This is a genomic window from Gilliamella sp. X-23 (assembly GCF_057063545.1).
On record NZ_JBXSQG010000003.1, the window covers coordinates 152,902 to 176,895 of the forward strand.

The window sequence follows — 23,994 nt, forward strand, 5'->3', positions numbered from 1 at the left end:
TATCGCTAAACTTATTGTGATTAACATCGATTATAGAACTTGCCTTGCAGATTTAAACTAAAATGCATCTGTTTATTATAAGATTTTACGAAAGGATTAACTATCACTTTTAAAATAGCAAACACACAAAATATAGAATGAGTTCATTAAATAACATGTAACTCAGCAGAATTTGCTATACCTCTTATTTTTTCTCTCTACAATAAATTTCTGTTCACGCTCATGCTTTAATATAAAGCTAGCATGATCGATATCACGGCTTAACTCCTCAATATCTTGTTTTATCGATCTTTATTGCGAATAACAATCGTCCCTTCGGATACCGCTGAATATGTAGTCGAACTTTCACTTTCGCTTTTGTTGCGACTGGCTGGCATCGATGGCATGCCATTGATGCTAATTCCCACACTTCTGCCACTTACTTTGTAGTCCGCTTTGTTTTCTATGTCACTAACTTATCGTGCCGTGTCAAGTCGGGTTTTACTGCAGCCCTCGTCCTCAGAGGCTATCACCGCTATCTTTGCCGACAAAGAAAAACACAAAAAACACCAAGAAAAAACTTAAATAAAATCAATACCTTTTCTGACTGATTTTTGTAATTTAAATAGGGGGTTAGTGTATTTTTTATGTTTTGAATAGAGAGATATATTGCACAATGAACAATACAACAAGTAGGCTTTATTGACAATTGTACATAAAAAAATAAGAGAAATTAAACTAAAATCAGACACGATGCAAAGCTTCATCGCTGTAATCAACTAAGCAGTTTTATACCGCCAGTTGTACACATAAGACACTGAGCCCAAATCATAACTGACCATTAAAGGCAGGTAACAAAAAACTTGGCCTTAATGACACTAGCCTAGTGTAATTAAAATTATCACATTTAATTCTTTAATACACTAAATATAGAGCAGGCTCAATATCTAATTTTACATATCTAACTTATCTGCTATATATCTTAAAAGACTAGACAACTTTCTCAAATTACCACTAGTAAGTGTATTTTGATTCATAAAATAAACTAAAAACTGATAATCTTCGCTTAATTGCCCCATATCAAATTCTTTGGGTTCATTAAAATGATCATATAGAAAATCAGATGGTATATTCCAATAAAAATCATAATCGAGAGATATGTTGTAAATACCGTTATTTTTTAATTCGTTTATAATTAAATTAAAAAAATTTTCTATTCTATCAAGTTCAATATTCATAACTAATCTATTCTTCATTTTATTAATATTATTTTTAAAAGTATTAATTTTTTAACTACTCCCGAAAATAATACAGCAAAAGAGTAGAAAATTCTTCATGATAAAAGTAATAGAGAATTTGAATATGAAAAAGATGACAGAGCACCAAATCGTCTTTATATTAAAATTATAGTTTAGGCAGAGATTTTCTGAACCTAGTTTACAATCACAACTTCTGCTGTACTATTTGCCCATTTCTTACATTGGTATTGCTTATTACTTGTAAAAAAGATTCAGGAGTCTATACCGTTTCATATCTAAACAAGTCGTTAAAAACCACTAGCTTGAAAAGCTTGTTTTTTTCAGCGGGATTTAAACCAAGCAAGACTAGTTGATGAATGTTGATATTAATCGTTTTGGCGATAATTTGTTACTTTGCATCACGCCGGCGCCAATAAATTGCTTGCCTTGATAAATTCGCACCAAGGTTTCAACTTGTGCAGCGCTTTCAAATTCAATGGTTCGCCCTAACAATATATCTTTACCTTGTGCATCAGTCAGCGTTATTTTTGGACGATCTTGTAACGGGCTATCAACAGGCATTAACAGTTCATCCTTTTCGGTCCTATTTTGTAATGCATCTAAACTGATCATTTTATCAATCGGATAATTAGATACTTGCAAACGCCTTAAATAAATAACATGTGCCCCACAACCCAGTAATTCGCCTAAATCATCAATAATAGTTCGAATATAGGTGCCTTTAGAGCAGTGTATTTCTAGCGTTAATTCGTTCTTTATGGCATCAAATTGGATAAATTGATTTTCGTAAACGGTAATAGGCCTAGCTTCACGTTCAATGACAATACCTTGGCGGGCATATTCGTAAAGTGGTTTACCTTGATATTTTAAAGCCGAAAACATGGTCGGTACTTGTAAAATATCACCTCGAAAATGCATTAAAGCTTGGTTAATTTGCGATTCGTTCACTTTAACAGGTTTGGTACAAATAATTTGGCCATCCGCATCTGAGGTATCTGTACGCTCACCAAGTTTGGCGATCACTCGATAACGTTTGTCTGAATCTAATAAATACTGTGAAAATTTGGTCGCTTCACCAAAACAGATAGGTAGCATACCTGTCGCTAATGGATCAAGTGCCCCTGTGTGCCCCGCTTTTTTAGCATTAAATAACCATTTCACTTTTTGCAGAGCATCGTTGGATGTCATGCCTTGTGGTTTGTCTAGTAACAAAACGCCGTGAAGATCACGGCGAGTTCTTTTTATATTCATCATTTATTTTATATTGAAATGCATAGTTATCTGAAATTTTTACAAAATTCAGGACTATTTTTTAATATTAATCTTTATGACGCTCGTTATCATGCTTGATAACATCCGCCACCAAGCTCGACATTTGCATACCTTTAACAAGCGACTCATCGTAAAAAAATTTGATCTCAGGAATGATTCGCAAACGCATAGCTTTACCAATCAAAGTGCGAATATAGCCTTTAGCATCATTAAGTACTGCTAAACCTTGTTCAATCACTTGCGGATCATCGTCATTTAAAAAAGTGACAAACACTTTAGCATAGGCAAGATCGCGCGAAATATCAACACCCGAAACAGTGACCATGCCAAGACGAGGATCTTTAATTTCTCGTTGTAAGATAATTGCAATTTCTTTTTGTAATTCATGCCCAACTCGAGATGAACGATTAAATGCTTTTGCCATATCTATTTTCCTTAAAAAATGAATAAGCAAGGCTAAACCTTGCTTATAACATTAATACGTTGTAATTAGATCGTACGTTTGATTTCGATAGTTTCAAAGACTTCAATCGTATCGCCAACACGAACATCGTTGTAGTTACGCACACCAATACCACATTCGGTTCCATTACGCACTTCGTTAACATCATCTTTAAAGCGACGTAATGATTCAAGTTCACCTTCATAGATAACTACGTTATCACGTAGAACACGAATTGGGTTGTGACGTTTAACCACACCTTCGGTTACCATACAACCAGCAATTGCACCAAATTTAGGTGATTTAAATACATCACGCACTTCAGCAAGACCAATGATTTCTTGTTTGTATTCTGGTGCAAGCATACCACTCATGGCTTGTTTAACTTCATCAATTAAGTCATAAATAACAGAATAGTAACGTAGATCTAAGTTTTCTGATTCGATCACTTTACGTGCTGATGCATCGGCACGAACGTTGAAACCTAAAATAATCGCATTCGATGCAGCTGCCAGTGATGCGTCAGTTTCAGTGATACCACCCACGCCTGATCCAATAATTTTAACTTTAACTTCGTCTGTTGACAGTTTAAGTAATGAATCAGAGATCGCTTCAGCCGAACCTTGAACATCCGCTTTTAATACGATATTAAGCTCAGAAACATCGCCTTCTGTCATATTAGTAAACATGTTTTCAAGTTTCGCTTTTTGCTGACGAGCAAGTTTCACATCACGGAATTTACCTTGTCGATAAAGGGCAACTTCACGCGCTTTCTTTTCATCACGCACAACAGTTGCTTCATCACCTGCTGATGGCACACCCGATAAGCCAAGGATTTCAACTGGTATAGAAGGACCCGCTTCTGTAACTTCTTTACCTAGTTCGTTACGCATTGCGCGAATACGTCCATATTCAAATCCACAAAGAACAATGTCGCCTTTACGCAGTGTACCTGATTGCACAAGAACAGTAGCTACCGAACCACGACCTTTATCAAGGAATGATTCAATCACCACACCACTTGCCATACCGGTTTCGTATGCGGTAAGTTCAAGCACTTCCGCTTGTAATAAAATAGCTTCAAGCAGTTGATCAATACCGGTTCCTGCTTTAGCCGAAACATGAACAAACTGTGTATCACCACCCCAATCTTCTGACATTACACCATATTGAGCAAGTTCACCTTTTACACGCTCAGGATCGGCTTCTGGTTTATCAATTTTGTTCACAGCAACAACAATTGGCACGTTTGCTGCTTTAGCATGTTGAATTGCTTCAATGGTTTGTGGCATCACACCATCATCGGCAGCGACTACAAGTACCACAATATCTGTTGCTTTAGCACCACGCGCACGCATTGAAGTAAATGCCGCATGACCCGGAGTATCTAAGAATGTAATTTCACCGCTTGCGGTTTTAACATGATAAGCACCGATGTGCTGGGTAATACCACCAGCTTCACCTGATGCCACTTTCGCTTTACGGATATAGTCAAGTAATGAGGTTTTACCATGGTCAACATGCCCCATAATGGTGACAACTGGAGCGCGTGCAACTTTTTCTGCACCAGTATCACGGTCGCTCATGAGTGATTCTTCAAGCTCATTTTCGCGGCGTAATACCACTTTATGTCCCATTTCTTCAGCAACAAGTTGCGCAGTTTCTTGGTCAATAACCTGATTGATGGTTGCCATTGCGCCCATTTTCATCATGGTTTTGATGACTTCAGATCCTTTTACTGCCATTTTGTTAGCAAGTTCAGCAACAGTAATGGTTTCACCAATCACAACGTCACGGTTGACTGCTTGTACTGGTTTGTTAAAGCCCTGTTGTAATGTGCTTTTACCTTTCTTTTTATGACCACTGCGAGTCACTGCACGTGCTTCTTCACGCTCAGCTTTACCTTCGGATAATTTGCTACCCTTTTTCTGCTTAGTTTGTTTACCACTCCGACCTCGACCACGTGCACTTTCAACTTCACGATCGGTGTCGTCTTCAGCTGCGCGCGCATATTTAGAAGTTGTGACATGGTAATCTTCGTCTTCGGTAGTGTCTTTTTCGTCGATATTACTATATTGTTCAGCTAATTTGCGCGCTTCTTCAGCCATGCGTTTAGCGTCTTCTTCTAGTTTACGACGATTTTCTTCTTCGGCTTTGCGTTTAATTTCGTTAGCTTCTGCTTCTAATCGTGCTTTTTCTTCTTGCGCTTTTTTCACTTTTGGATCGCTGGATTGTTCTTGCGCTGCTTTTGCTTTTTCTTCTTGTGCACGTTTTTTAGCTTGTGCTTCTTCGCGTTTTTTCGCCTCTTGTGCGACTAGTTTTTCTTTTTCTTCCGCCTCTTTTTTGGCTTTTTGTTCAGCTTCAAGGCGTGCCTTTTCTTGCTCAGCAGCAATTTCGGCTGGATCACGTTTAACAAAAGTGCGTTTTTTACGCACTTCTACTTTAATTTCTTTACTTTTACCACCACCGCTAGACACATTCAAGGTTGAGTGCGTTTTACGTTGCAATGTCAATTTTGTTGGGCCTTGCTGAGGTTTTAAGTGGGCAAGCAAAGCTTCTTTTTCCTTTTGTGTGACAGTATCAGACGCAGTTTTATTCATACCTGCATCGGCAAACTGTTGCAAAAGTGTTTGCACTGGAGTGTTGATTTCTTGAGCCAGTGTTTCTATTGATACTTTGGTCATGTATTACTTTTCCTCAATTATTCATCTGCAAACCAACAAATATTACGTGCAGCCATAATAAAATCGCCAGCTTGTTTGCTTGTTAAGCCTTCAATATCGGCTAGATCTTCGGTACCTTGTTCTGCTAAATCTTCCAAAGTAATGATGTCATGTTGCACTAATTGATAAGCTAACTCTTGTGTCATACCTGGCAGATTAAGTAAATCTTGAGCAGGTTGTTTGTCGCCACTATTTGCTAGTGCAAGTGTTGTTAATGCATCTTTTGCTCGGTTTCTTAATGCTTCAACTAGTTCTTCATCAAGGTCTTCGATTTCAAGCAATTCATCAACAGGTACATAGGCAAGTTCCTCAAGCGAGGTAAAGCCTTCTTCAACTAATAGCTGTGCAAGCCCTTCATCAATATCAAGATGTTTAATTAGATTATTGATTGCTGCAAAAGATTCTGCATGGTGTTTTTCTTGCAAATCTTCGGTACTCATTACGTTTAATGTCCAACCAGTAAGTTGAGACGCTAAACGGATATTTTGACCATTTCGACCAATGGCTTGTGGTAAGGTGTCTGCATTTACCGCGACGTCCATGGTATGTTTATCTTCATCAACAACGATCGAAACCACATCAGCTGGTGCCATGGCATTGATGACATATTGTGCAGGGTTATCGTCCCATAAAACAATGTCAATACGTTCTCCACCAAATTCATTCGATACAGCTTGAACACGCGCTCCACGCATACCGACACAAGCCCCAACAGGGTCTATACGACGGTCATTACTGCTAACAGCAATTTTAGCACGTGAACCCGGATCTCGAGCTGCACCTTTGATGTCGATCATCTCTTCACCGATTTCAGGCACTTCAATGCGGAATAATTCTTCCATCATTTCGGGATTTGAACGGCTAATGCAAAGTTGTGCAGGTTTATTATTCTGTTCTACAAGATATAAAATCCCTCGAACACGATCGCCAATACGGAAATTTTCACGCGGTAGCATATCATGGCGTGACATCATAGCGTCAGCATTGTTGCCTAAGTCAAGAATAACACTATCGCGATTGGTCTTTTTGACAATACCTGTCACAATGTCACCAATACGATGTCTAAACATGTCAATCACCATGGCACGTTCTGCTTCGCGCACTTTTTGTACAATCACTTGTTTAGCCGTTTGCGTGGTGATACGGTCAAAAGCAACTGACTCAATTTGCTCTTCAACATAATCGCCTAGTTGCACTGATGGATCTTCGTATTGTGCTGCATCTAATGTAATTTCTTTCGTTGGTTGGGTCACTTCGTTAACGACTTGCCAACGACGGAAGGTGTCATAATCGCCAGTTTTATGGTCAATTTTTACAACAACATCAATATCAACAGCATGTTTCTTTTTAGTGGCCGTTGCTAATGCAGTTTCTAACGCTTCGAAAATTTTGTCGCGCGTAAGCGCTTTTTCGTTTGATACCGCTTCAACAACAGCTAAAATTTCTTTATTCATCCTTTACATCCGTACTCTATTTAAGGTTAAAATTAGGTACAATGTTTGCTTTTTGTATATTGCTAAAAGCAAACACTTCATCATTATCGTCGACAGTTAATGTAATCATTCCACTATCGATAGACTTAATTCGTCCTTTCCATTTGCGACGGTTAGCAACAGGAATACGCAAACTCACTGTGACCTCTTCGCCAACAAAACGCAGGTAATGTTCAAGCGTAAACAAAGGCCTATCCATTCCCGGCGATGAAACTTCAAGATTGTAAGCATCTTTGATAGGGTCTTCGACATCCAGTACTGCACTAATTTGTCGGCTAACATCAGCACAATCATCAACCGTTATACCATTTTCACTATCGATATAGACTCGTAGTACAGGGTAACGACCACGAATATACTCAACCCCGACTAATTCAAAACCAAGCGCATTAACTGGCTCTTGGATAATGTTGGTTAATTGCTGTTCTATATTAGCCAAACAAACCTCCACTGCAAAAAATAAAAAAGGGCATAAAGCCCAACATTTCTTTTAAACTTACGTTTAAATCATAACACAAAAAAAACCTCGACATGCGAGGCTTACATTTAAATACTAACTATAATGAAGCCACTTCATTCGAACTTTCACACAATAACAGGATAGATTGGTATGAATGAAAATTTAAGTGGTTGCGGGGGCTGGATTTGAACCAACGACCTTCGGGTTATGAGCCCGACGAGCTACCAAGCTGCTCCACCCCGCGATAGATGAATGAGAATTATACGTTATTTTGAATAAAATGCAACTGCAAATCACTGTAGTTTTATTCATATGCTTAAAATCATGAAAAAACATTACACGCTAATTTTAGCGTGTTTAATAATAAAACAAGGCATAACCGATAAATTTATATTAGCACAATAATTCGCATTTCAATGCAACTATTTATGCTAATAATTCAGTTCGATAAATTACTTATGAGTTGCCTTTTTCATAGTTTTAACAAAATTCGCTAACTGGTTAAGCATTTGTTCTGGATTATTAAGGTTTTCCTCAATAATTTTAACAGTTGCAGATCCACTAATTGCTCCTGCCGCACCTGATTTAATCGCTTCGCTTACTTGATCAGGTTCAGAAATACCAAATCCTTGAATCGCAGGCGGCGCGCCAAATTTGGTTAATTTTTGTAATAAATGAGTAAGCGGCTTATTCGCGCGATTTTCAGCACCCGTCACGCCAGAACGTGATACCAAATAGGTATAACCTTTACCTTGGCTAGCAATATTTTTAATGACTTCATCATCAGCATTAGGTGGACAAATAAAAATTGGCGCTATATTGTATTTTTCTGCTGCCCCTGTAAATTCTTTTGCATATTCAACAGGTAAATCGGCAATTAATACCGAATCAACTCCCGCTTTGGCGCACTTGGCATAAAAATTATCGATACCTTTTTTGAAAACTAAATTAGCATAAATAAGTAACCCTATTGGGATATTAGCATGTTGCGCTCTCACATTAGCTAAAATATCAAAACACTTTTCAACGGTTATTCCACCTTTGAATGCACGAATATTAGCATTTTGAATGGTTGGACCATCGGCCATAGGGTCTGAAAATGGGATCCCAAGCTCTAACGCATCGGCGCCAGATTCGATTAATGTTTGAATAATGTTAAACGATAGTTCTGGCGTAGGATCCCCAACGGGAACAAAAGGAACAAAAGCACCTCGATTTTCAGCGGTTAACTGAGTAAACAGTTTTTGATAACGGTTCATTCCACTTCTCCTTTTGCTTTTAAAATATCGTATACGGTAAAGATATCTTTATCGCCTCGCCCTGAGAGGTTAACAATTAATAGCTGTTCTTTCGTTGGGTTTTCTTTAATCATTTTCATGGCATAGGCTAATGCATGAGACGATTCTAATGCAGGAATAATACCTTCACTACGCGACAAAGCTTTAAAAGCGTCCAACGCTTCATCATCGGTAATTGAAACATAATCAGCGCGCCCAATGCTATCTAAATAAGCGTGCTGAGGCCCAACCGATGGGAAGTCAAGTCCTGCTGATATTGAATATGATTCTTCAATTTGCCCTTCGTCTGTTTGCATCATTGGCGATTTCATACCAAAATAAATCCCCAATTTACCATGTTTAAGCGAAGCTCCATGTTCACCAGACTCGATACCATGACCACCGGGCTCAACACCTATTAATCTGACCGATTTATCGTCAATGAAATTAGCAAACATACCAATGGCATTTGAACCACCGCCAACACAAGCAATCACCGCATCTGGCAAACGCCCTTCTTTTTCAAGAATTTGCTGTTTTGCTTCACGGCTGATCATTTGCTGAAATTCACGCACAATGGTTGGAAAAGGATGCGGACCCGCTGCTGTACCGAGCATATAATGGGCTTTTTCATAACTTCCAGACCAATCACGCAATGCTTCGTTACAGGCATCTTTTAAGGTTGCAGATCCTGTTTCAACGGGGATCACTGTTGCCCCCATGAGTCGCATTCTAAAGACATTAGGTGCTTGGCGTTTAACATCTTTCGCACCCATATAAATTCGGCATTTTAAACCCAGTAATGCACAAGCTAAAGCTGATGCAACTCCATGTTGACCCGCCCCCGTTTCAGCAATAATTTCGGTTTTGCCCATTCTTTTAGCAAGCAACGCTTGTCCTAAAACTTGGTTCGTTTTGTGCGCACCGCCATGTACCAAATCTTCCCGTTTTAAATAAAGCTTGGTTTTCGTGCCAGCGGTTAGATTTTTACATAAAGTTAATGCAGTTGGTCTGCCAGCATAGTTGACTAATAAATCGTTAAATTCTTTTTGAAAGTTAGGATCATTGATTGCCGAAATAAAGGCGTCCTCAAGTTGCTCAAGTACTGGCATTAATATTTGGGGAACATATTGTCCACCAAATTCGCCAAAATAAGGGTTTAATTTAGACATAACCATTCCTTTTTTAAATTAAAATTTGTTCAAATGCAGCTTGAATTTTCTGTTTATCTTTAATTCCTGGTGAAACCTCAATCCCTGAATTAAGGTCAACCCCCATCACGCCTGTTGCTAAAGCTGCCTTTATATTTTGTGGGTTAATACCACCAGCTAAAATGACATTATTTAAATTGTGATCAGCAAGCATTGTCCAATCAAAACATTTACCCGTGCCTCCAACTCCATTATCAAATAGATAGCGTGAAACTAATGGATTGTTATGTTTGGGGATGGTGCTTCCAATACTTAATGCCTTCCAAATTTGGCAAGTTTTAGGTAATTCTTGTCGCAACGTTTCGATATAGTTTTCATCTTCATCACCATGCAGTTGGACTGCATACAAGGATAACTGTTTTGCTATTTGGCATACGGTTTCAATCTCTTCATTTCGAAAAACACCAACCCAATTCAGTGGTGCAGAGGCAATAACAGATCGTGCCTTAATTGGCTGTATATAACGCGCTGAATTTGGCACAAAAATCAAACCACCATAGACAGCACCAACTTGATAAACATTTACTGCGTCTTCGGCGCGTGTTAAGCCACAGACTTTATTTTCACCTAATATTACTTTGCGAATTGCCAACGTTAAGTTTGGTTCAGACATTAACGCACTACCAATTAAAAATCCATGAGCGTAATGGCTTAATTCTTTAACTTGATTATGAGTATAAATACCTGACTCACTAATAATAATGCGATCGTCAGGAATTGATTTAGATAAAACTTTTACCCGATTTAGATCAACCGTTAGATCCCTTAAATTACGATTATTAATACCAATCACTTTAGCACCAAGCTTGATTGCACGTTCAACTTCCGCATCGGTACTTGCTTCAGTCAGTATACCCATATTAAGTTGATGAGCAATTTTACTTAAATGATCATATTCATCATCGTTCAATACAGATAGCATTAATAGTATTGCGTCTGCTTGATAATAACGCGCTAAATAGATTTGATATTCATCAATAATAAAGTCCTTACAAAGCACAGGTTGTGTCACTTCATTACGAACTATTGGCAAAAATTCAAAACTACCTTGAAAATATTTTTCGTCAGTCAGCACCGAAATAGCCGAGGCATAATCTTTATAAACCTTAGCAATACTAGCGGGATTAAAGTCATCCCGAATTAATCCTTTTGACGGTGATGCTTTTTTACACTCTAAAATAAAGACAGTTTCAGATTGATTTAGCGCTTGATAAAAATTGCGATCACTTGGGGATATCACTGATTTAAAGGTATTAAGTGGCTTTACTGCTTGCTGCTCAGTTAACCAAATTTGTTTATCCTCAATGATCTTTTTCAATACTGTTGCCATTTCAACATTTTTTGCTAATGCTGCAATTACCATATTATTCTCCACTCATTATCTTGCTGCTAATTGTTGTAATAGCGTATAAGCTTTTCCGCTGTGCATCATTTCTATTGCACGCTGCGCATTTTGTTTTAAGTCTTCTTCACCAAACAAACTCATTAGCATCGCGACATTAACAGCAATGGCTGCCTCGTGAGCAGGTTTACCATGACCTTGTAAAATGGCAATCAACATATCACGATTCTGTTCTGGTGTCCCGCCTTCAATATCTTTTAAGGTAAATGTTGGCAAGCCAAAATCATCTGGTGTAATTGTGAAATAATGGATTTCACCATTTTTAACTTCAGCTACTTGAGTTGCTCCATGAATGGCAACTTCGTCCATTCCTGCACCATGCACCACATAAGCATGGGTATAGTTCAACATTTTTAATGTTTCGGCAATCGGTTTAATTAAATCAGGATGATACACACCCAATAAAATACGTTTAGGACGAGACGGGTTTATCAATGGTCCTAATACATTAAAAATAGTACGTGTTTTTAACTGTTGTCGAATAGGAGCCGCATGACGGAAGCCTGAATGATATTGCTGGGCAAACAAAAAGCAAACCCCTAGTTCATCTAACGCTTGACGTGACGCTTCGGCAGACATATTTAATCGAATCCCCAAAGCCGATAACACATCTGAAGATCCCGATTTACTTGATACGCCACGGTTACCATGTTTTGCCACTTTATACCCCAATGCCGCTGTCACAAAGGCACTGGCAGTTGAGATATTAATACTATTAGTGCCATCCCCGCCAGTTCCGACAATATCGGTAAAATCGTAATCGGGAATATCAAAAGCATCAGCATTTTCAAGTAAAGCCTGAGCGGCACCAGCAATCTCATCAGGTTTTTCGCCTCGAACTTTCATACTAATAATTGCACTCGCCAATATCGTTGGTTCAATTTTTCCTTGAATAATTAAATTAAATAATACTTTGCTTTCTTCTTGGCTTAATGTTTGTCCTAAATACAATTTATTAAGTGTTGGTTGAATATTGTACTCTTGCTTGTCTACAATAGCTTCTTGCTTTGGTTTTTCCTTTTTTTGTTTTGGGTTAAGTGCCCATTTAATGGTTTGCTCTAATAATTTTACCCCTTGGATGGTTAAAATCGATTCAGGGTGAAACTGAAACCCACAAACGCGATCTTCATCATTACGCACCGCCATAACAACATTGTTACAAAGTGCATTAATAGTGAGTGTTTTGGGAATGTTTTCCCCTTTTAAGGAGTGATAACGTGCAACAGGTAGTGGATTTGGTAATCCTTTAAACATCGCCTGCTCATCGTGTTCCATCAACGATGCTTTACCATGTAATATATCACCGGCTGGCACAATACTACCGCCATAAGATTCAACAATTGCTTGATGTCCAAGGCAAATACCGATTATCGGCAATTTTCCTTTTAAACGTTTAAGCAGTTCAGGCATACAGCCAGCTTCGCTCGGAGCTCCAGGACCAGGGGATAACATTAGAATAGGATTTTGCATTTGTGACAATTTTTCAATAATTACATCAGTTGCAATCGTGTTTCGATAAATGGTCACACAATGTTTGTTATTACGTAATTGATCAACTAAGTTATATGTAAAAGAATCAACATTATCAATAAATAAGATATTAGCCATTAGAATTCACCTTCTACATGATGTGCTGCCATAATCGCGTGGATGACGGCTCGCGCTTTATTACGCGATTCATCAGATTCAGATTGTGGATCTGAATCCAAAACCACACCAGCACCAGCTTGTATTGTTGCAACACCTTCTTCTACGTACGCACTACGAATCACAATACAAGTATCCAAATCACCATTAGCAGTAAAATAACCGATCGCACCACCATAACTACCACGTTTGACTTTTTCAGACTCAGCAATTAATTGCATTGCCCTAATTTTTGGCGCACCCGTTAATGTCCCCATATTCATAGTAGCTTGATAAGCATAAAGCGCATCTAAATCATCACGCAATTGTCCAACAACCCGCGAAACTAAATGCATAACAAACGAATAACGGTCCACTTTTAATAACTCTTTGGTGTAACGAGTACCTGGTTTACAAATGCGGGCTAAATCGTTACGCGCTAAATCCACTAACATCAAGTGTTCAGCCAGCTCTTTTTTATCTGTACGCATTTCAAGCTCTAACCGGCTATCTAAGTCATAATCAATCTCGCCATTAACGGTTAATCCTCGTGGACGAGTGCCCGCAATAGGGTAGATTTCAACCTGATTGGTTGCTTTAGTGTATTTAAGTGCACTTTCAGGCGATGCGCCAAATAATATAAAATCATTATCTTGCATATAAAACATATATGGGCTTGGGTTGTTATTTTTTAATACCCGATAAGCCGATAACGGTTCTGGACAAGGTAAAGTAAAACGCCGTGAAGGCACAGCTTGGAAAATTTCTCCCTGCTGAATCGCATCTTGCATCTTTTTGACAATCGTATTGAAATCATCATCACTTTTATTACAAGTCACTTCAATATCCGTCAACGACTGAGTACGAATCGGTTTTATCGGCTTATTTAATGTTTTTTGTAAATTTTCTAATTGTTGAGTTAATCGAGAAATCTCAACAGAATCATCCGTAAAAGCTGTCGCTTTTAAAATTGACTCATGATCTTGATGATTAATTTCTAATAGTGTTTCTGCCAAATAAAAACAGAAATCTTGGCAACGTTGATCTGTAGGTAAACTAGGTAAGTTCTCAAATCCAGAAACGAGATCATAACCAAATAGGCCACCGACAAAAACTGCATCTTGACCGTATTGTTCTGGAATATCCACAATAGTTAATAATGTTCGTAAGGAGTCAAAAACAGATAATGACTTTAACCGTGAGTCTTCATCTTGCATACTATCAATAGCAGGGAAAACCAATTTAAGTGTTTTTTCATCCATTTGAACATTGACTGGTTTATCCGAAAAAGAGTGTTGCAATAAAGGTAATAGCTTTTCACCATTTGTAGTCAATGCCTTAAAAGTGACTTCATTGTTTATTGCCGAAATGCGTAATGCACTGTCGATAATCATAACACTTTTAATACCTTGCTTATTATCAATTTCAGCTGATTCAAGCAACAATGTTGCCGGTTTGTTATTACATAATTGACAAAACACTTGAGTCGGATCTTGATAATAACCAATGGTTTTGGTTATCTGTGTTAATGTTGGCTTATTCATTGGTTGACTCTCTACATTTAAATTTTATTCAGATTTATGTGATATTGGCAAGAAGCTATAAAACCCGCCTTTAGTGGGCTTTGTAAAATAAGACAGTCTTATTACATCATCCTCAAAAATCACGCCCCAACAGCCAAAACGAGTTATTTTATTTATATTTAAGTGATGTTCTTGATGTTGCATAATTTTATTTATTTGAGTTACTTATTAAGTTTGTACTATTAAACTAGTTCAGTGATGCAATGTCAAGTGAATATTTTGTGCTCAGAAATAAAATTGGTATGGGAGGATAATAGCGATTTTTTATAAAGGACTCGATAAGGAATACATCATTAGAATAAAAGAGATCTATGCATAATTTATTATAAAAAAAATCTATTGAATTGTTGTTTATCTTTTGTGTTTTCATAATATCATTCAAGTCATATTAAGAAAAATTGAAATCATAAATTAACACATTCACTTCGCAATATTTTATATAATATTAATTAAAACTGGTCAAAAAATTCAATAACCTATAAAATGGTTGATTCATTTTTATTATAAATAATTATAAGGATTTTTGAATTATGCCAGTATTTTATATCGTCATTGGTGTTATTGTTTTACTCGCTTTAATTACGGTCTTAAAAGCAATTACCATTGTTCCCCAAGGTTACCAATATACCATTGAGCGTTTTGGTAAATATACTCATACTCTTGAACCCGGTTTAAATATCATTATTCCATTTATGGATGGTGTTGGTCGTAAAATTAATATGATGGAACAAGTGCTCGACATTCCGTCACAAGAAGTTATTTCAAAAGATAATGCGAATGTACAAATTGATGCAGTTTGTTTTATTCAAGTACAAGAAGCTGCAAGAGCTGCATACCAAGTTAATCAGCTTGAACGTGCTGTAATTAATTTAATGATGACTAATATCCGTACTGTACTTGGTAGCATGGAGTTGGACGAAATGTTATCACAACGTGATCATATAAACTCTAAATTGTTAAGTATTGTTGATGACGCAACTAGCCCATGGGGAATTAAAATTACTCGTATTGAAATCCGAGACGTTCGCCCACCAGCAGAACTTATTGCAGCAATGAACGCGCAAATGAAAGCCGAACGTAATAAACGTGCTGAAATCCTTGAAGCAGAAGGTGTTCGTCAAGCAGCAATTTTACGTTCAGAAGGTGAAAAACAATCTGAAATCTTAAAAGCAGAAGGTGAAAGACAATCTGCCTTTTTACAAGCCGAAGCGCGTGAACGTGCAGCCGAAGCAGAAGCTAGAGCAACTCAAATGGTATCTGATGCTATTGCTGCGGGTAATATCAATGCGATTAACTACTTTGTTGCGCAAAAATATACTGAAGCGCTACAACAAATTGGCTCTGCGGATAACAGTAAAGTTATTATGATGCCACTTGATGCGTCAAGTTTAATGGGCAGCATTGGTGGTATTGCTGAATTGATAAAAAATACTAAATAAAATCGATTCTTATACTTAGATATTTTTATACTTAAACATAGTTTTCCAACACTTTTGATAGGCATGGTCAATTCTATGTTTAAGTTTTTCCTGAATGGATTTTAAAGGTAATTGATAATGACTGATTTTTTTATGGTTATTTATAATTCTCCCCACTGGGTGTTTATTGCTTTAGGCGGTTTGCTGCTGATTGCAGAATTACTTGGCACTGGTGGCTATGGGCTTTGGAGCGGAATTGCAGCTATTATTGTTGGTCTAATTGCTTGGGTTTTACCACTTTGTTGGCCAATTTTGTGGATTTTATTTTCAATCCTAACGCTTATATCTGCCTACATTTGGTGGCTTTGGCTTCGAAAACAAGGGAAAGATAAATCTAGTAAAGGGGAAATCAATCAACCCCAACAAGATTTAATTGGAATTAAGACTGTTGTGACAGATGCAATTGTTAATGGTTCAGGACGAATAAAAATCAAAGATGGAACATGGTCAGCAAGATGCGATCAAGATCTTAAAATTGGTCAACGTGTTGAAGTTATCTCTGTTGATGGTTTGATTTTAAATGTACTTCCTATAAATCATTAATAACATGAATTAATTCTATTTAATTGTCAGAATAAAAATACGCACTAATAGTGCGTATTTTTTTGTTATAAAAGCGAGAAATGAATAACGAAAAAATGTTTTTCATTTGGATAAATATCAGAAATCACCTTTTTCAAATCACTTAACATCATATTCTCTTGTTTTGCATGTTCTTCCGTTAACTGTTCAAGAGTAACTGGTGTAACACTGATTATTTTTATAGTACAAAAATACTCGTCAGTTTCAAAAATGCCAACACGAAGCTTATCGCCTGCTTTAAAATGTGACTCTTTATTATCGCGGATAGTAATCACTTTTAAACCAGCTAAAATATCGGACTTAAAACGTTGATAAAAAGTAATATCATTTTGCATAGTAATTATCCTGCATAAGTAATCAGCCAATTTACTTATTGGCTGATTACTTATAATTATAAATTAACGAATAATGAGTATTAAGGTTCGATGCCGATGACTTTCCAATTATGATTAGACTCATCAGTAATTTTTCCTTTTTTCACTTCGATTATATATTTTATTGTCATATTACGTATAGTACCGTCTTCATCACCAAAAGCAGTACGAGAGTTCCAAATTGATTCAACTCTGCGTCCTTCTAATGGTCCCCCTTTTTTAACTAGCATTTCATAACGGTAAGCATTCATGCCAAGTTTGATTTTCATATCATCAGTAACAGGTTTACCATTAAGTAATGTTAAATCTTTAATTCTTTGCCCAACAGGTTGTCTTAGATCAATGATATACTTTACACCACCAAACATATCATAAGTCATATACTTTGATGCGCCGCGAATAGGATCATATTGGTAATTATTATCCGTCGGTTTTACTTGAGCAAAATAAGCCGCAGACCATTCCATATAATCTTTTAGATCTCTGCCAGTAACTTCAAAAATACTCGTTTCACCAGCTGTGTATTGATAATTATTGGCAATATCTTTACGCGCTATTTTACCCTTATTGAGCATAGCTTTTTTATTATCAACTAACACCGATGTCACATCAGCACCGCTATAATAAAGTTGCACTGAGTTCAACAAATTCGTTAATCCTGATTCTTCTAAATAAATTGCTGGAATGCCGTGAATCAATTGTTGTGGAACTAAATCGCGATCAGTTTCACCAATAACTTGATTCGAAATTTCTCTTAGCTGTTGGTGATACGGCGCATATATTTCTTCAATTACCGGATCGGCCGGGTAGGTTTTAACCGGCAAAGTTTCTGATTTTTTATGCTCTAGCGTTTTTCTATCTGCTTGAATATCAAAAGTTAGATCCACAACCGACACCACTGTTCCATAACGATGAGGTTCAGTAATTACAACATTATTAATTACTTCTTCACTAATATTTTGATGATTATGCCCGGCAATAATTACATCGATATCCGGCACTTGTTTTGCTATATCAGCAACACCAGTACCGGGTTTATTATTTTCATTATCTAATCCCATATGAGCAATTAGAACAATTGCATCAACAGATTGTTGTTTTAATTGATCAACCTGCTTTTTAATTTCTGGAATGGGCATTGTAAATTCCATCTGTTCAACATAACCTGTTTTATTTTCATATTCAGGTACGAATGGCGTAGTGGCACCAATAAACCCAATTTTAATACCCTCTTTTTCAATAATCGTTGAGGCCGGAAGGTAAGGCTTTCCTGAATTTTTGTAAAAAATATTGGCGGCTAGCGTTTTACCATTGAACTGCGAAATAATTTTATCAACAACTGGCATCCCAAAATTAAATTCATGATTACCTAAGACCATAATGTCATAGTTCATTGCATTTAGAGCAGCCATGGCAGGGTGCTTTTTAACATCGTAAAAACGTTCGATTTGATTATCTTGAATAATATCCCCCGCATCAACCAAAATAACATTAGAATGGGTATTGCGATACTCTTTAATAAACGATGAGATTTGTGCATAAGAACCCGAAGTATCAGTTTTATCTGTACCATAATTCCAAGGTACCATTCGACCGTGAACATCAGATGTAGCTAAAATGGATACATTAACTTCTTTAGCCAGAGCTTGAAATGAACAACTTAACACTAAAATGTTACATAATGACAATAATTTTTTGGTAATGGGCATCTTTATCTCCTATAAAAATGACACGAATTTTTTATTTTAATAAATAAACAAAAGTAATAATGTGATTTTTTTCACATTTAAGTTAAGTTACATTATCAAGCTAACTGTGAGATATTTACTGTTAAAACAAAGTATCGTTTATAAAAATGCCCAACAATATGAATATTGTTGGGCAAGCAATAATTTGATTAAAAGCTAATAAAGATAATAAGATGCTGAACTAACACAGCACCCTATTACTTAAAACCTAGTGCGACATCGATGTTTTTACACCGCCCTCAGGAATTGGCACATAAGCTGTTTCTTTATCTGTTCTGTGTTTATTATTACGTACTTTTAGTGCCGTTTTAATACCAAAGAAGATAATACCGTAAACAACCAGTAGGAATAAGATACTTAAGCCAGCATTGGTATAGTTATTAATAACAATGTGGTGCATATTATCGATTTGTTGCGCGGTTAAATCACTCCCTTCTGCAATGCGACGATTATATTCATTCGCTAAATAGAAGAAGCCTTCTAATTGAGGATCTTGACTAAATAACTTCAATGCTAATGCCCAAGTTGTACAAATTAACAACCATATAGCTGGAATGATCGTTACCCAAACATATTGAGCACGTTTCATTTTGATTAATACAACTGTTGCTAATATTAACGCAACCGCCGCTAGCATTTGGTTAGAAATACCGAATAATGGCCATAAGCTCTTAACACCGCCTAGTGGATCAACAACACCTTGATAGAGTAAGTAGCCCCATAAACCAACGCAACCAATTGTGCCAATAAAGCCGGCAACAAGTGAATCTGTTTTTTTCAAAAATGGAACAAAATTACCCAATAAATCTTGTAGCATAAAGCGACCAGATCGAGTACCAGCATCAAGTGCGGTTAAAATAAATAACGCTTCAAATAAAATACCAAAGTGGTACCAAAAGCCCATATTTGCGCCAGGTAGAATTTGATGGAATACATGCGCAATTCCTACGGCTAATGTTGGTGCACCGCCGGCACGATTTAACACTGAAGGTTCACCGATGTCTTTTGCAGTTTGGATAATTTGCTCAGGCGAAATAACAAATCCCCAAGAACTAACTGTTGCCGCTGCATGCGCTGTCACATCTTGTAATTGAGCCATGATCATCGGAGCATCGGCAGTACCAAGCTTATGCAGATCTGGCATAGTAATACCTAATGCTGCTGGCGGCGTATTCATTGCAAAATAAAGACCTGGTTCAATAATTGATGCAGCAACTAAAGCCATCATCGCAACAAATGATTCCATCAGCATTGCACCATAACCAATAAAACGCGCATCGTTTTCATTGGCAAGTAATTTAGGTGTAGTACCTGACGAAATTAATGCGTGGAAACCAGAAACAGCACCACAAGCAATAGTGATAAATAAGAATGGGAATAATGCCCCTTTCCAAACTGGCCCTGTACCATCAACGTATTGTGTAATAGCAGGCATTTTTAAATCAGGATTTAAAATAACAATACCAATGGCTAAACCTACAATTACACCGATTTTTAGGAAAGTCGCTAAATAATCCCGTGGTGCTAAAATTAACCATACAGGTAACATTGCAGAAATTAATGCATAACCAACCAATACATAAGTAATCGTTGTTGCTTTAAAGGTTAAAGCTGGGCCCCAATATGCATCATGAGCAATAACGCCACCAAACCAGATGGATAAAACAAGTAGTACAATACCAATAACTGATACTTCTGCTACTCTACCCGGTCGAATAAACCGCATATAGATCCCCATAAATAGGGCAATTGGTACAGTTGAACAAACAGTAAAGACACCCCATGGACTTTCTGCCAAGGCTTTAACTACAATCAGTGCTAATACCGCTAAAATGATCAACATAATTAAGAAACAACCGAATAACGCAATAGTTCCCGGTATTGGCCCCATTTCTTCTTTAACCATTTCTCCTAAAGATGAACCGTTACGGCGAGAGGATAAAAACAGTACCATAAAATCTTGCACAGCACCGGCAAAAACCACACCAGCAAGTAGCCAAAGTGTACCCGGTAAATAACCGACTTGTGCTGCAAGCACTGGGCCAACTAAAGGACCTGCACCAGCAATGGCAGCAAAATGGTGCCCAAAAAGTACATATTTATTTGTTGGGACATAATTTAAACCATCATTGTTAATGACAGCTGGCGTAGCACGAGTTGGATCTAATTGCATTACTTTTTTAGCAATATACAGACTATAGTATCGATATGCGACTAAATAAATCGAAACTGCCGCCGCTACAATCCAAAGTGCACTAATATGTTCACCTCGCCGTAATGCAACAACACCTAAACAGCATGCACCTACTAAAGCAAGGATGAACCATGGAATATGCTTAAAAACTTTATTATTCATAATGATTCTCTTTGTGATTTATAAGATTAATTAGTTCATTACTTAATACCATAATGCGTATAAAAAAAATGCCGCGATAATATAGAACAAGTATTTTTTATATAAACAAAAGTAACAAGTAATATCTAAAGACCTTTTTGTGTTCGAGTGTATAGTAATTTTTTGCTCTTAAGAATGATAACCTTATTTGGGTTACAGGTTAGATTAAGAGTATGAGTGGTTAAAATTAGCAACTTAGCGGTAAAAGAAATAGTAATAAAGTAAAAAGATATTGAGATTATTGCAATCCCAATACCTCTTTAAGTGGTTTTAAATAACGACGGCTCACTGGCACCGAAACATCATTAATAAAAATAATATCAACACCACCTGTTTGATTAAAGCGAATTTCTTTAAGTTTTTTTAGATTAATCAGATATTGTCGATGGCACCTAACAAGATCGGTTTTATCTTCGAGTGTTTTTAGTGTTAATTCAGTTAGGTACTCATTATTTTCTTGATTAAATACATAAATACCACTCATTTTAGAGGAGATATAAAACACATCATCAAAATTCAATAAATAAATTCGGTTATACCCAACACATGGGACATATTTCAACTTTTGATTAACGCCATCTAATTGATTAATATTCCCAGAAAAACAATGATTATGCAGACGATATAAGGTTTTATTTAACCGTTCTTGTTCAATAGGCTTAAGCAAATAATCAAAAGCTTGTTCTTCAAAGGCTTTAACCGCAAATTCACTGTAAGCCGTTAAAAAGACAATCCTTGGCATAGTTTCAGGATCAAGCATTGATAACATTTCAATACCGTTTATTTTAGGCAATTGAATATCTAAAAATACAACATCAGGTTGAAGTCGATGAATCTCTCGAATCGCCTCAATGGCATTATTACATTCCGCAACGATGTTAATTTCGGAATCGCTTTCAAGCAAGCAGCGTAAATTTTCACGAGCTGGTAATTCATCATCAACAATAATAACATTTAACATTGAGTACTTGCATCCTCTTGCAAAGGTAATATCAGCATGACTTTAGTATATTCATCGGGTTTACATGCTATTTTTATACCATATTTTTCACCATAACGAATCTTAATTCTTTTATCAACTAAATTAAGCCCCAAGCCTTTAGTGTCTTTCTTATTTTCACGATAATGACCTGCGCTATCAATTACCTCCAAAACCAACGACTGTTCTAACTTATAAGCACTGATAGTCACGTTACCATGACCAAGCAATTGGGATGTGCCATGTTTAATAGCGTTTTCAACAATCGGTTGTAACGAAAAGGCAGGTAGTTGTGCATATTCTAATTTTTGGGGAATATCGATTTTTATAGTCAACTGATCCATAAAACGCATTTTCTCAATTTGCAAGTAGGCATTAACGTGCTCTATTTCATCTTTTAGTGTAACGATTTCTTCCGTTCGCTTTAAATTTTTTCGGAAAAAGGTAGATAAATTTTGCACGAGTTGCGATGCCTGTGTTTTATCACGACGAATAACAGCCAGCAATGTATTTAAGGCATTAAATAAGAAGTGAGGATTAACTTGCGCATGTAGCAGTTTAATTTCAGTTTTAGATAATAGTTGCCTATAGTGCTCATTTTGCCCAGCTAAAATCTGTGCAGATAATAAACTGGCAATCCCCTCGCCGAGGGTTCGATTAATTGAACTAAATAATGTGTTTTTTGCTTCATAAAGCTTGATCGTGCCCATTACCGTATTGTTTTCCCCCCTTAGAGGAATAACTAGTGTCGATCCTAAACGGCAATTTTTATTTATTGAGCATTTGTAAGGCTCATGAGCCCCATCAAGGTATTGTACTTCATTCTTTTCGATCGCTTCTAAGGTACTATTAGATGTGATTAGTGTTCCTGGTAAATGATGATCATCACCAACACCTATAAAAGCCAATATTTTTTCTCTATCGGTAATTGCAACAGCGCCAATATCGAGTTCTTGATAAATAATTTCAGCTACTTTAGTGCTATTTTGCTGATTAAAACCGTCACGCAACAAACCTTCTGTACTAACAGCGATTTTTAATGCTTTGGCTGAAAAGGCTGAAGTATAACGCTCAAAAATCGCCCGCCTATCAAGCAAAATCCGCATAAACATCGCAGAACCAATGCTATTGGCAACAATCATGGGCGCGGCAATGCTCCTAACAGCATGCAGCACTACGTCAAAAGGTCGTGAGATAAGTAACACCAAAATCATTTCGAGTGATTCAACTAATAAACCTAATACACCAACTAGCAAAGGATTATAAATTAGATCAACTCGTCCCTTTTTCATTAACACATAATGTAGTAATCCACTAATTAGTCCAATTAAAATGGTAGATAACATACAACTTTCAGCGGTAATGCCACCTAAAGTATAACGATGAATACCGCCTGTTATCCCAACTAGCAGTCCAACGATGGGGCCACCAAGTAACCCTCCTAAAATGGCACCAATAGCTCGTGTGTTGGCAATAGTGTCCTCAATATGCAAGCCGAAATAACTTCCCATAATACAAAATAACGAAAAGATGCAATAACAAACTAATTTATGAGGCAAATGTACTGTCACTTGCATAAGAGGAATCACGATCGGCGTTTTACTTAGTAAATAAGCAATCACTAAATAAACACACATTTGTTGAAGAAGCTGTAGGACAAGATCAAATTCAAACATAATACTGATCACATAATAAAACCGTCGACCAATGC

The 23,994-nt window shown here is 36.9% G+C and carries 19 protein-coding genes and 1 tRNA gene; 2 read left to right on the top strand and 18 right to left on the bottom strand.

Annotated elements, in window-relative coordinates; genetic code table 11:
* Positions 1-281: 281 nt before the first annotated feature.
* From ACYH9I_RS03385 to ACYH9I_RS03445, 13 genes are all read right to left on the bottom strand, one after another.
* Positions 282-407, bottom strand: coding sequence for a hypothetical protein (locus ACYH9I_RS03385; protein ID WP_483558919.1), 126 nt, complete (start codon positions 405-407; stop codon positions 282-284).
* Between the two features lie 525 nt (positions 408-932).
* Positions 933-1,217, bottom strand: a complete 285-nt coding sequence (locus ACYH9I_RS03390; RefSeq protein WP_483558921.1) for a hypothetical protein — start codon at positions 1,215-1,217, stop codon at positions 933-935.
* A gap of 366 nt (positions 1,218-1,583) precedes the next feature.
* Positions 1,584-2,492: a tRNA pseudouridine(55) synthase TruB gene (gene truB, locus ACYH9I_RS03395; protein WP_483558923.1), complete on the bottom strand. Its 909-nt coding sequence runs from the start codon at positions 2,490-2,492 to the stop codon at positions 1,584-1,586.
* 64 nt (positions 2,493-2,556) lie between these two features.
* Positions 2,557-2,934, bottom strand: a complete 378-nt coding sequence (gene rbfA, locus ACYH9I_RS03400) for a 30S ribosome-binding factor RbfA (protein ID WP_065586528.1) — start codon at positions 2,932-2,934, stop codon at positions 2,557-2,559.
* Positions 2,935-2,999: 65 nt separating this feature from the next.
* Positions 3,000-5,636 (bottom strand): translation initiation factor IF-2, encoded by a 2,637-nt coding sequence (gene infB, locus ACYH9I_RS03405; RefSeq protein WP_483558925.1) that lies wholly within the window; start codon positions 5,634-5,636, stop codon positions 3,000-3,002.
* Between the two features lie 17 nt (positions 5,637-5,653).
* Positions 5,654-7,129, bottom strand: coding sequence for a transcription termination factor NusA (gene nusA / locus ACYH9I_RS03410; protein WP_483558927.1), 1,476 nt, complete (start codon positions 7,127-7,129; stop codon positions 5,654-5,656).
* 16 nt (positions 7,130-7,145) lie between these two features.
* On the bottom strand, positions 7,146-7,607 hold the full coding sequence (gene rimP / locus ACYH9I_RS03415; RefSeq protein WP_091345968.1) for a ribosome maturation factor RimP: 462 nt from the start codon (positions 7,605-7,607) through the stop codon (positions 7,146-7,148).
* A gap of 188 nt (positions 7,608-7,795) precedes the next feature.
* Positions 7,796-7,872 (bottom strand) — tRNA-Met (locus ACYH9I_RS03420).
* A gap of 208 nt (positions 7,873-8,080) precedes the next feature.
* Positions 8,081-8,887, bottom strand: a complete 807-nt coding sequence (trpA, locus tag ACYH9I_RS03425) for a tryptophan synthase subunit alpha (protein WP_483558929.1) — start codon at positions 8,885-8,887, stop codon at positions 8,081-8,083.
* Positions 8,884-10,077 carry a tryptophan synthase subunit beta gene (trpB, locus tag ACYH9I_RS03430; RefSeq protein ID WP_483558931.1) on the bottom strand — a complete coding sequence of 398 codons (1,194 nt, stop codon included), beginning with the start codon at positions 10,075-10,077 and terminating at the stop codon, positions 8,884-8,886. Before trpB ends, trpA begins: the two co-directional genes overlap by 4 nt.
* A gap of 13 nt (positions 10,078-10,090) precedes the next feature.
* Entirely contained in the window at positions 10,091-11,479 is a 1,389-nt protein-coding gene (gene trpCF, locus ACYH9I_RS03435) for a bifunctional indole-3-glycerol-phosphate synthase TrpC/phosphoribosylanthranilate isomerase TrpF (RefSeq protein ID WP_483558933.1), read from the bottom strand.
* A gap of 15 nt (positions 11,480-11,494) precedes the next feature.
* Entirely contained in the window at positions 11,495-13,126 is a 1,632-nt protein-coding gene (gene trpD / locus ACYH9I_RS03440; RefSeq protein WP_483558934.1) for a bifunctional anthranilate synthase glutamate amidotransferase component TrpG/anthranilate phosphoribosyltransferase TrpD, read from the bottom strand.
* On the bottom strand, positions 13,126-14,688 hold the full coding sequence (locus ACYH9I_RS03445) for an anthranilate synthase component 1 (RefSeq protein ID WP_483558936.1): 1,563 nt from the start codon (positions 14,686-14,688) through the stop codon (positions 13,126-13,128). Before ACYH9I_RS03445 ends, trpD begins: the two co-directional genes overlap by 1 nt.
* Positions 14,689-15,257: 569 nt before the next feature.
* On the opposite strand from ACYH9I_RS03445, the gene ACYH9I_RS03450 reads away from it, so the two are divergent.
* Entirely contained in the window at positions 15,258-16,166 is a 909-nt protein-coding gene (locus ACYH9I_RS03450) for an SPFH domain-containing protein (RefSeq protein ID WP_483558938.1), read from the top strand.
* A 117-nt stretch (positions 16,167-16,283) separates the two neighbouring features.
* On the top strand, positions 16,284-16,748 hold the full coding sequence (locus tag ACYH9I_RS03455) for an NfeD family protein (protein ID WP_483558940.1): 465 nt from the start codon (positions 16,284-16,286) through the stop codon (positions 16,746-16,748).
* Positions 16,749-16,813: 65 nt separating this feature from the next.
* Here ACYH9I_RS03455 and yqfB read toward each other — a convergent pair whose 3' ends face one another.
* The 5 genes from yqfB to ACYH9I_RS03480 form a co-directional block, all read right to left on the bottom strand.
* Positions 16,814-17,122, bottom strand: coding sequence for a N(4)-acetylcytidine aminohydrolase (gene yqfB, locus ACYH9I_RS03460; protein WP_483558942.1), 309 nt, complete (start codon positions 17,120-17,122; stop codon positions 16,814-16,816).
* An 80-nt stretch (positions 17,123-17,202) separates the two neighbouring features.
* Positions 17,203-18,870: a bifunctional metallophosphatase/5'-nucleotidase gene (locus ACYH9I_RS03465; protein ID WP_483558943.1), complete on the bottom strand. Its 1,668-nt coding sequence runs from the start codon at positions 18,868-18,870 to the stop codon at positions 17,203-17,205.
* A gap of 247 nt (positions 18,871-19,117) precedes the next feature.
* Entirely contained in the window at positions 19,118-21,265 is a 2,148-nt protein-coding gene (locus ACYH9I_RS03470) for a carbon starvation CstA family protein (RefSeq protein WP_483558944.1), read from the bottom strand.
* A gap of 277 nt (positions 21,266-21,542) precedes the next feature.
* Positions 21,543-22,265, bottom strand: a complete 723-nt coding sequence (gene btsR / locus ACYH9I_RS03475; RefSeq protein ID WP_483558946.1) for a two-component system response regulator BtsR — start codon at positions 22,263-22,265, stop codon at positions 21,543-21,545.
* The gene (locus tag ACYH9I_RS03480; RefSeq protein WP_483558948.1) at positions 22,259-23,959 is read right to left on the bottom strand and encodes a LytS/YhcK type 5TM receptor domain-containing protein; all 1,701 of its coding nucleotides are present in this window, start codon (positions 23,957-23,959) and stop codon (positions 22,259-22,261) included. The genes btsR and ACYH9I_RS03480 overlap by 7 nt, the downstream gene beginning before the upstream one ends.
* Positions 23,960-23,994: the final 35 nt, after the last annotated feature.

Excerpts from the sequence above, each read along its gene's own strand:
- ACYH9I_RS03390 (WP_483558921.1), bottom strand. The coding sequence starts at position 1,217 with ATGAATATTGAACTTGATAGAATAGAAAATTTTTTTAATTTAATTATA.
- truB (WP_483558923.1), bottom strand. The coding sequence starts at position 2,492 with ATGATGAATATAAAAAGAACTCGCCGTGATCTTCACGGCGTTTTGTTA.
- rbfA (WP_065586528.1), bottom strand. The coding sequence starts at position 2,934 with ATGGCAAAAGCATTTAATCGTTCATCTCGAGTTGGGCATGAATTACAA.
- infB (WP_483558925.1), bottom strand. The coding sequence starts at position 5,636 with ATGACCAAAGTATCAATAGAAACACTGGCTCAAGAAATCAACACTCCA.
- nusA (WP_483558927.1), bottom strand. The coding sequence starts at position 7,129 with ATGAATAAAGAAATTTTAGCTGTTGTTGAAGCGGTATCAAACGAAAAA.
- trpA (WP_483558929.1), bottom strand. The coding sequence starts at position 8,887 with ATGAACCGTTATCAAAAACTGTTTACTCAGTTAACCGCTGAAAATCGA.
- trpB (WP_483558931.1), bottom strand. The coding sequence starts at position 10,077 with ATGTCTAAATTAAACCCTTATTTTGGCGAATTTGGTGGACAATATGTT.
- trpCF (WP_483558933.1), bottom strand. The coding sequence starts at position 11,479 with ATGGTAATTGCAGCATTAGCAAAAAATGTTGAAATGGCAACAGTATTG.
- trpD (WP_483558934.1), bottom strand. The coding sequence starts at position 13,126 with ATGGCTAATATCTTATTTATTGATAATGTTGATTCTTTTACATATAAC.
- ACYH9I_RS03445 (WP_483558936.1), bottom strand. The coding sequence starts at position 14,688 with ATGAATAAGCCAACATTAACACAGATAACCAAAACCATTGGTTATTAT.
- ACYH9I_RS03450 (WP_483558938.1), top strand. The coding sequence starts at position 15,258 with ATGCCAGTATTTTATATCGTCATTGGTGTTATTGTTTTACTCGCTTTA.
- ACYH9I_RS03455 (WP_483558940.1), top strand. The coding sequence starts at position 16,284 with ATGACTGATTTTTTTATGGTTATTTATAATTCTCCCCACTGGGTGTTT.
- yqfB (WP_483558942.1), bottom strand. The coding sequence starts at position 17,122 with ATGCAAAATGATATTACTTTTTATCAACGTTTTAAGTCCGATATTTTA.
- ACYH9I_RS03465 (WP_483558943.1), bottom strand. The coding sequence starts at position 18,870 with ATGCCCATTACCAAAAAATTATTGTCATTATGTAACATTTTAGTGTTA.
- ACYH9I_RS03470 (WP_483558944.1), bottom strand. The coding sequence starts at position 21,265 with ATGAATAATAAAGTTTTTAAGCATATTCCATGGTTCATCCTTGCTTTA.
- btsR (WP_483558946.1), bottom strand. The coding sequence starts at position 22,265 with ATGTTAAATGTTATTATTGTTGATGATGAATTACCAGCTCGTGAAAAT.
- ACYH9I_RS03480 (WP_483558948.1), bottom strand. The coding sequence starts at position 23,959 with ATGTTTGAATTTGATCTTGTCCTACAGCTTCTTCAACAAATGTGTGTT.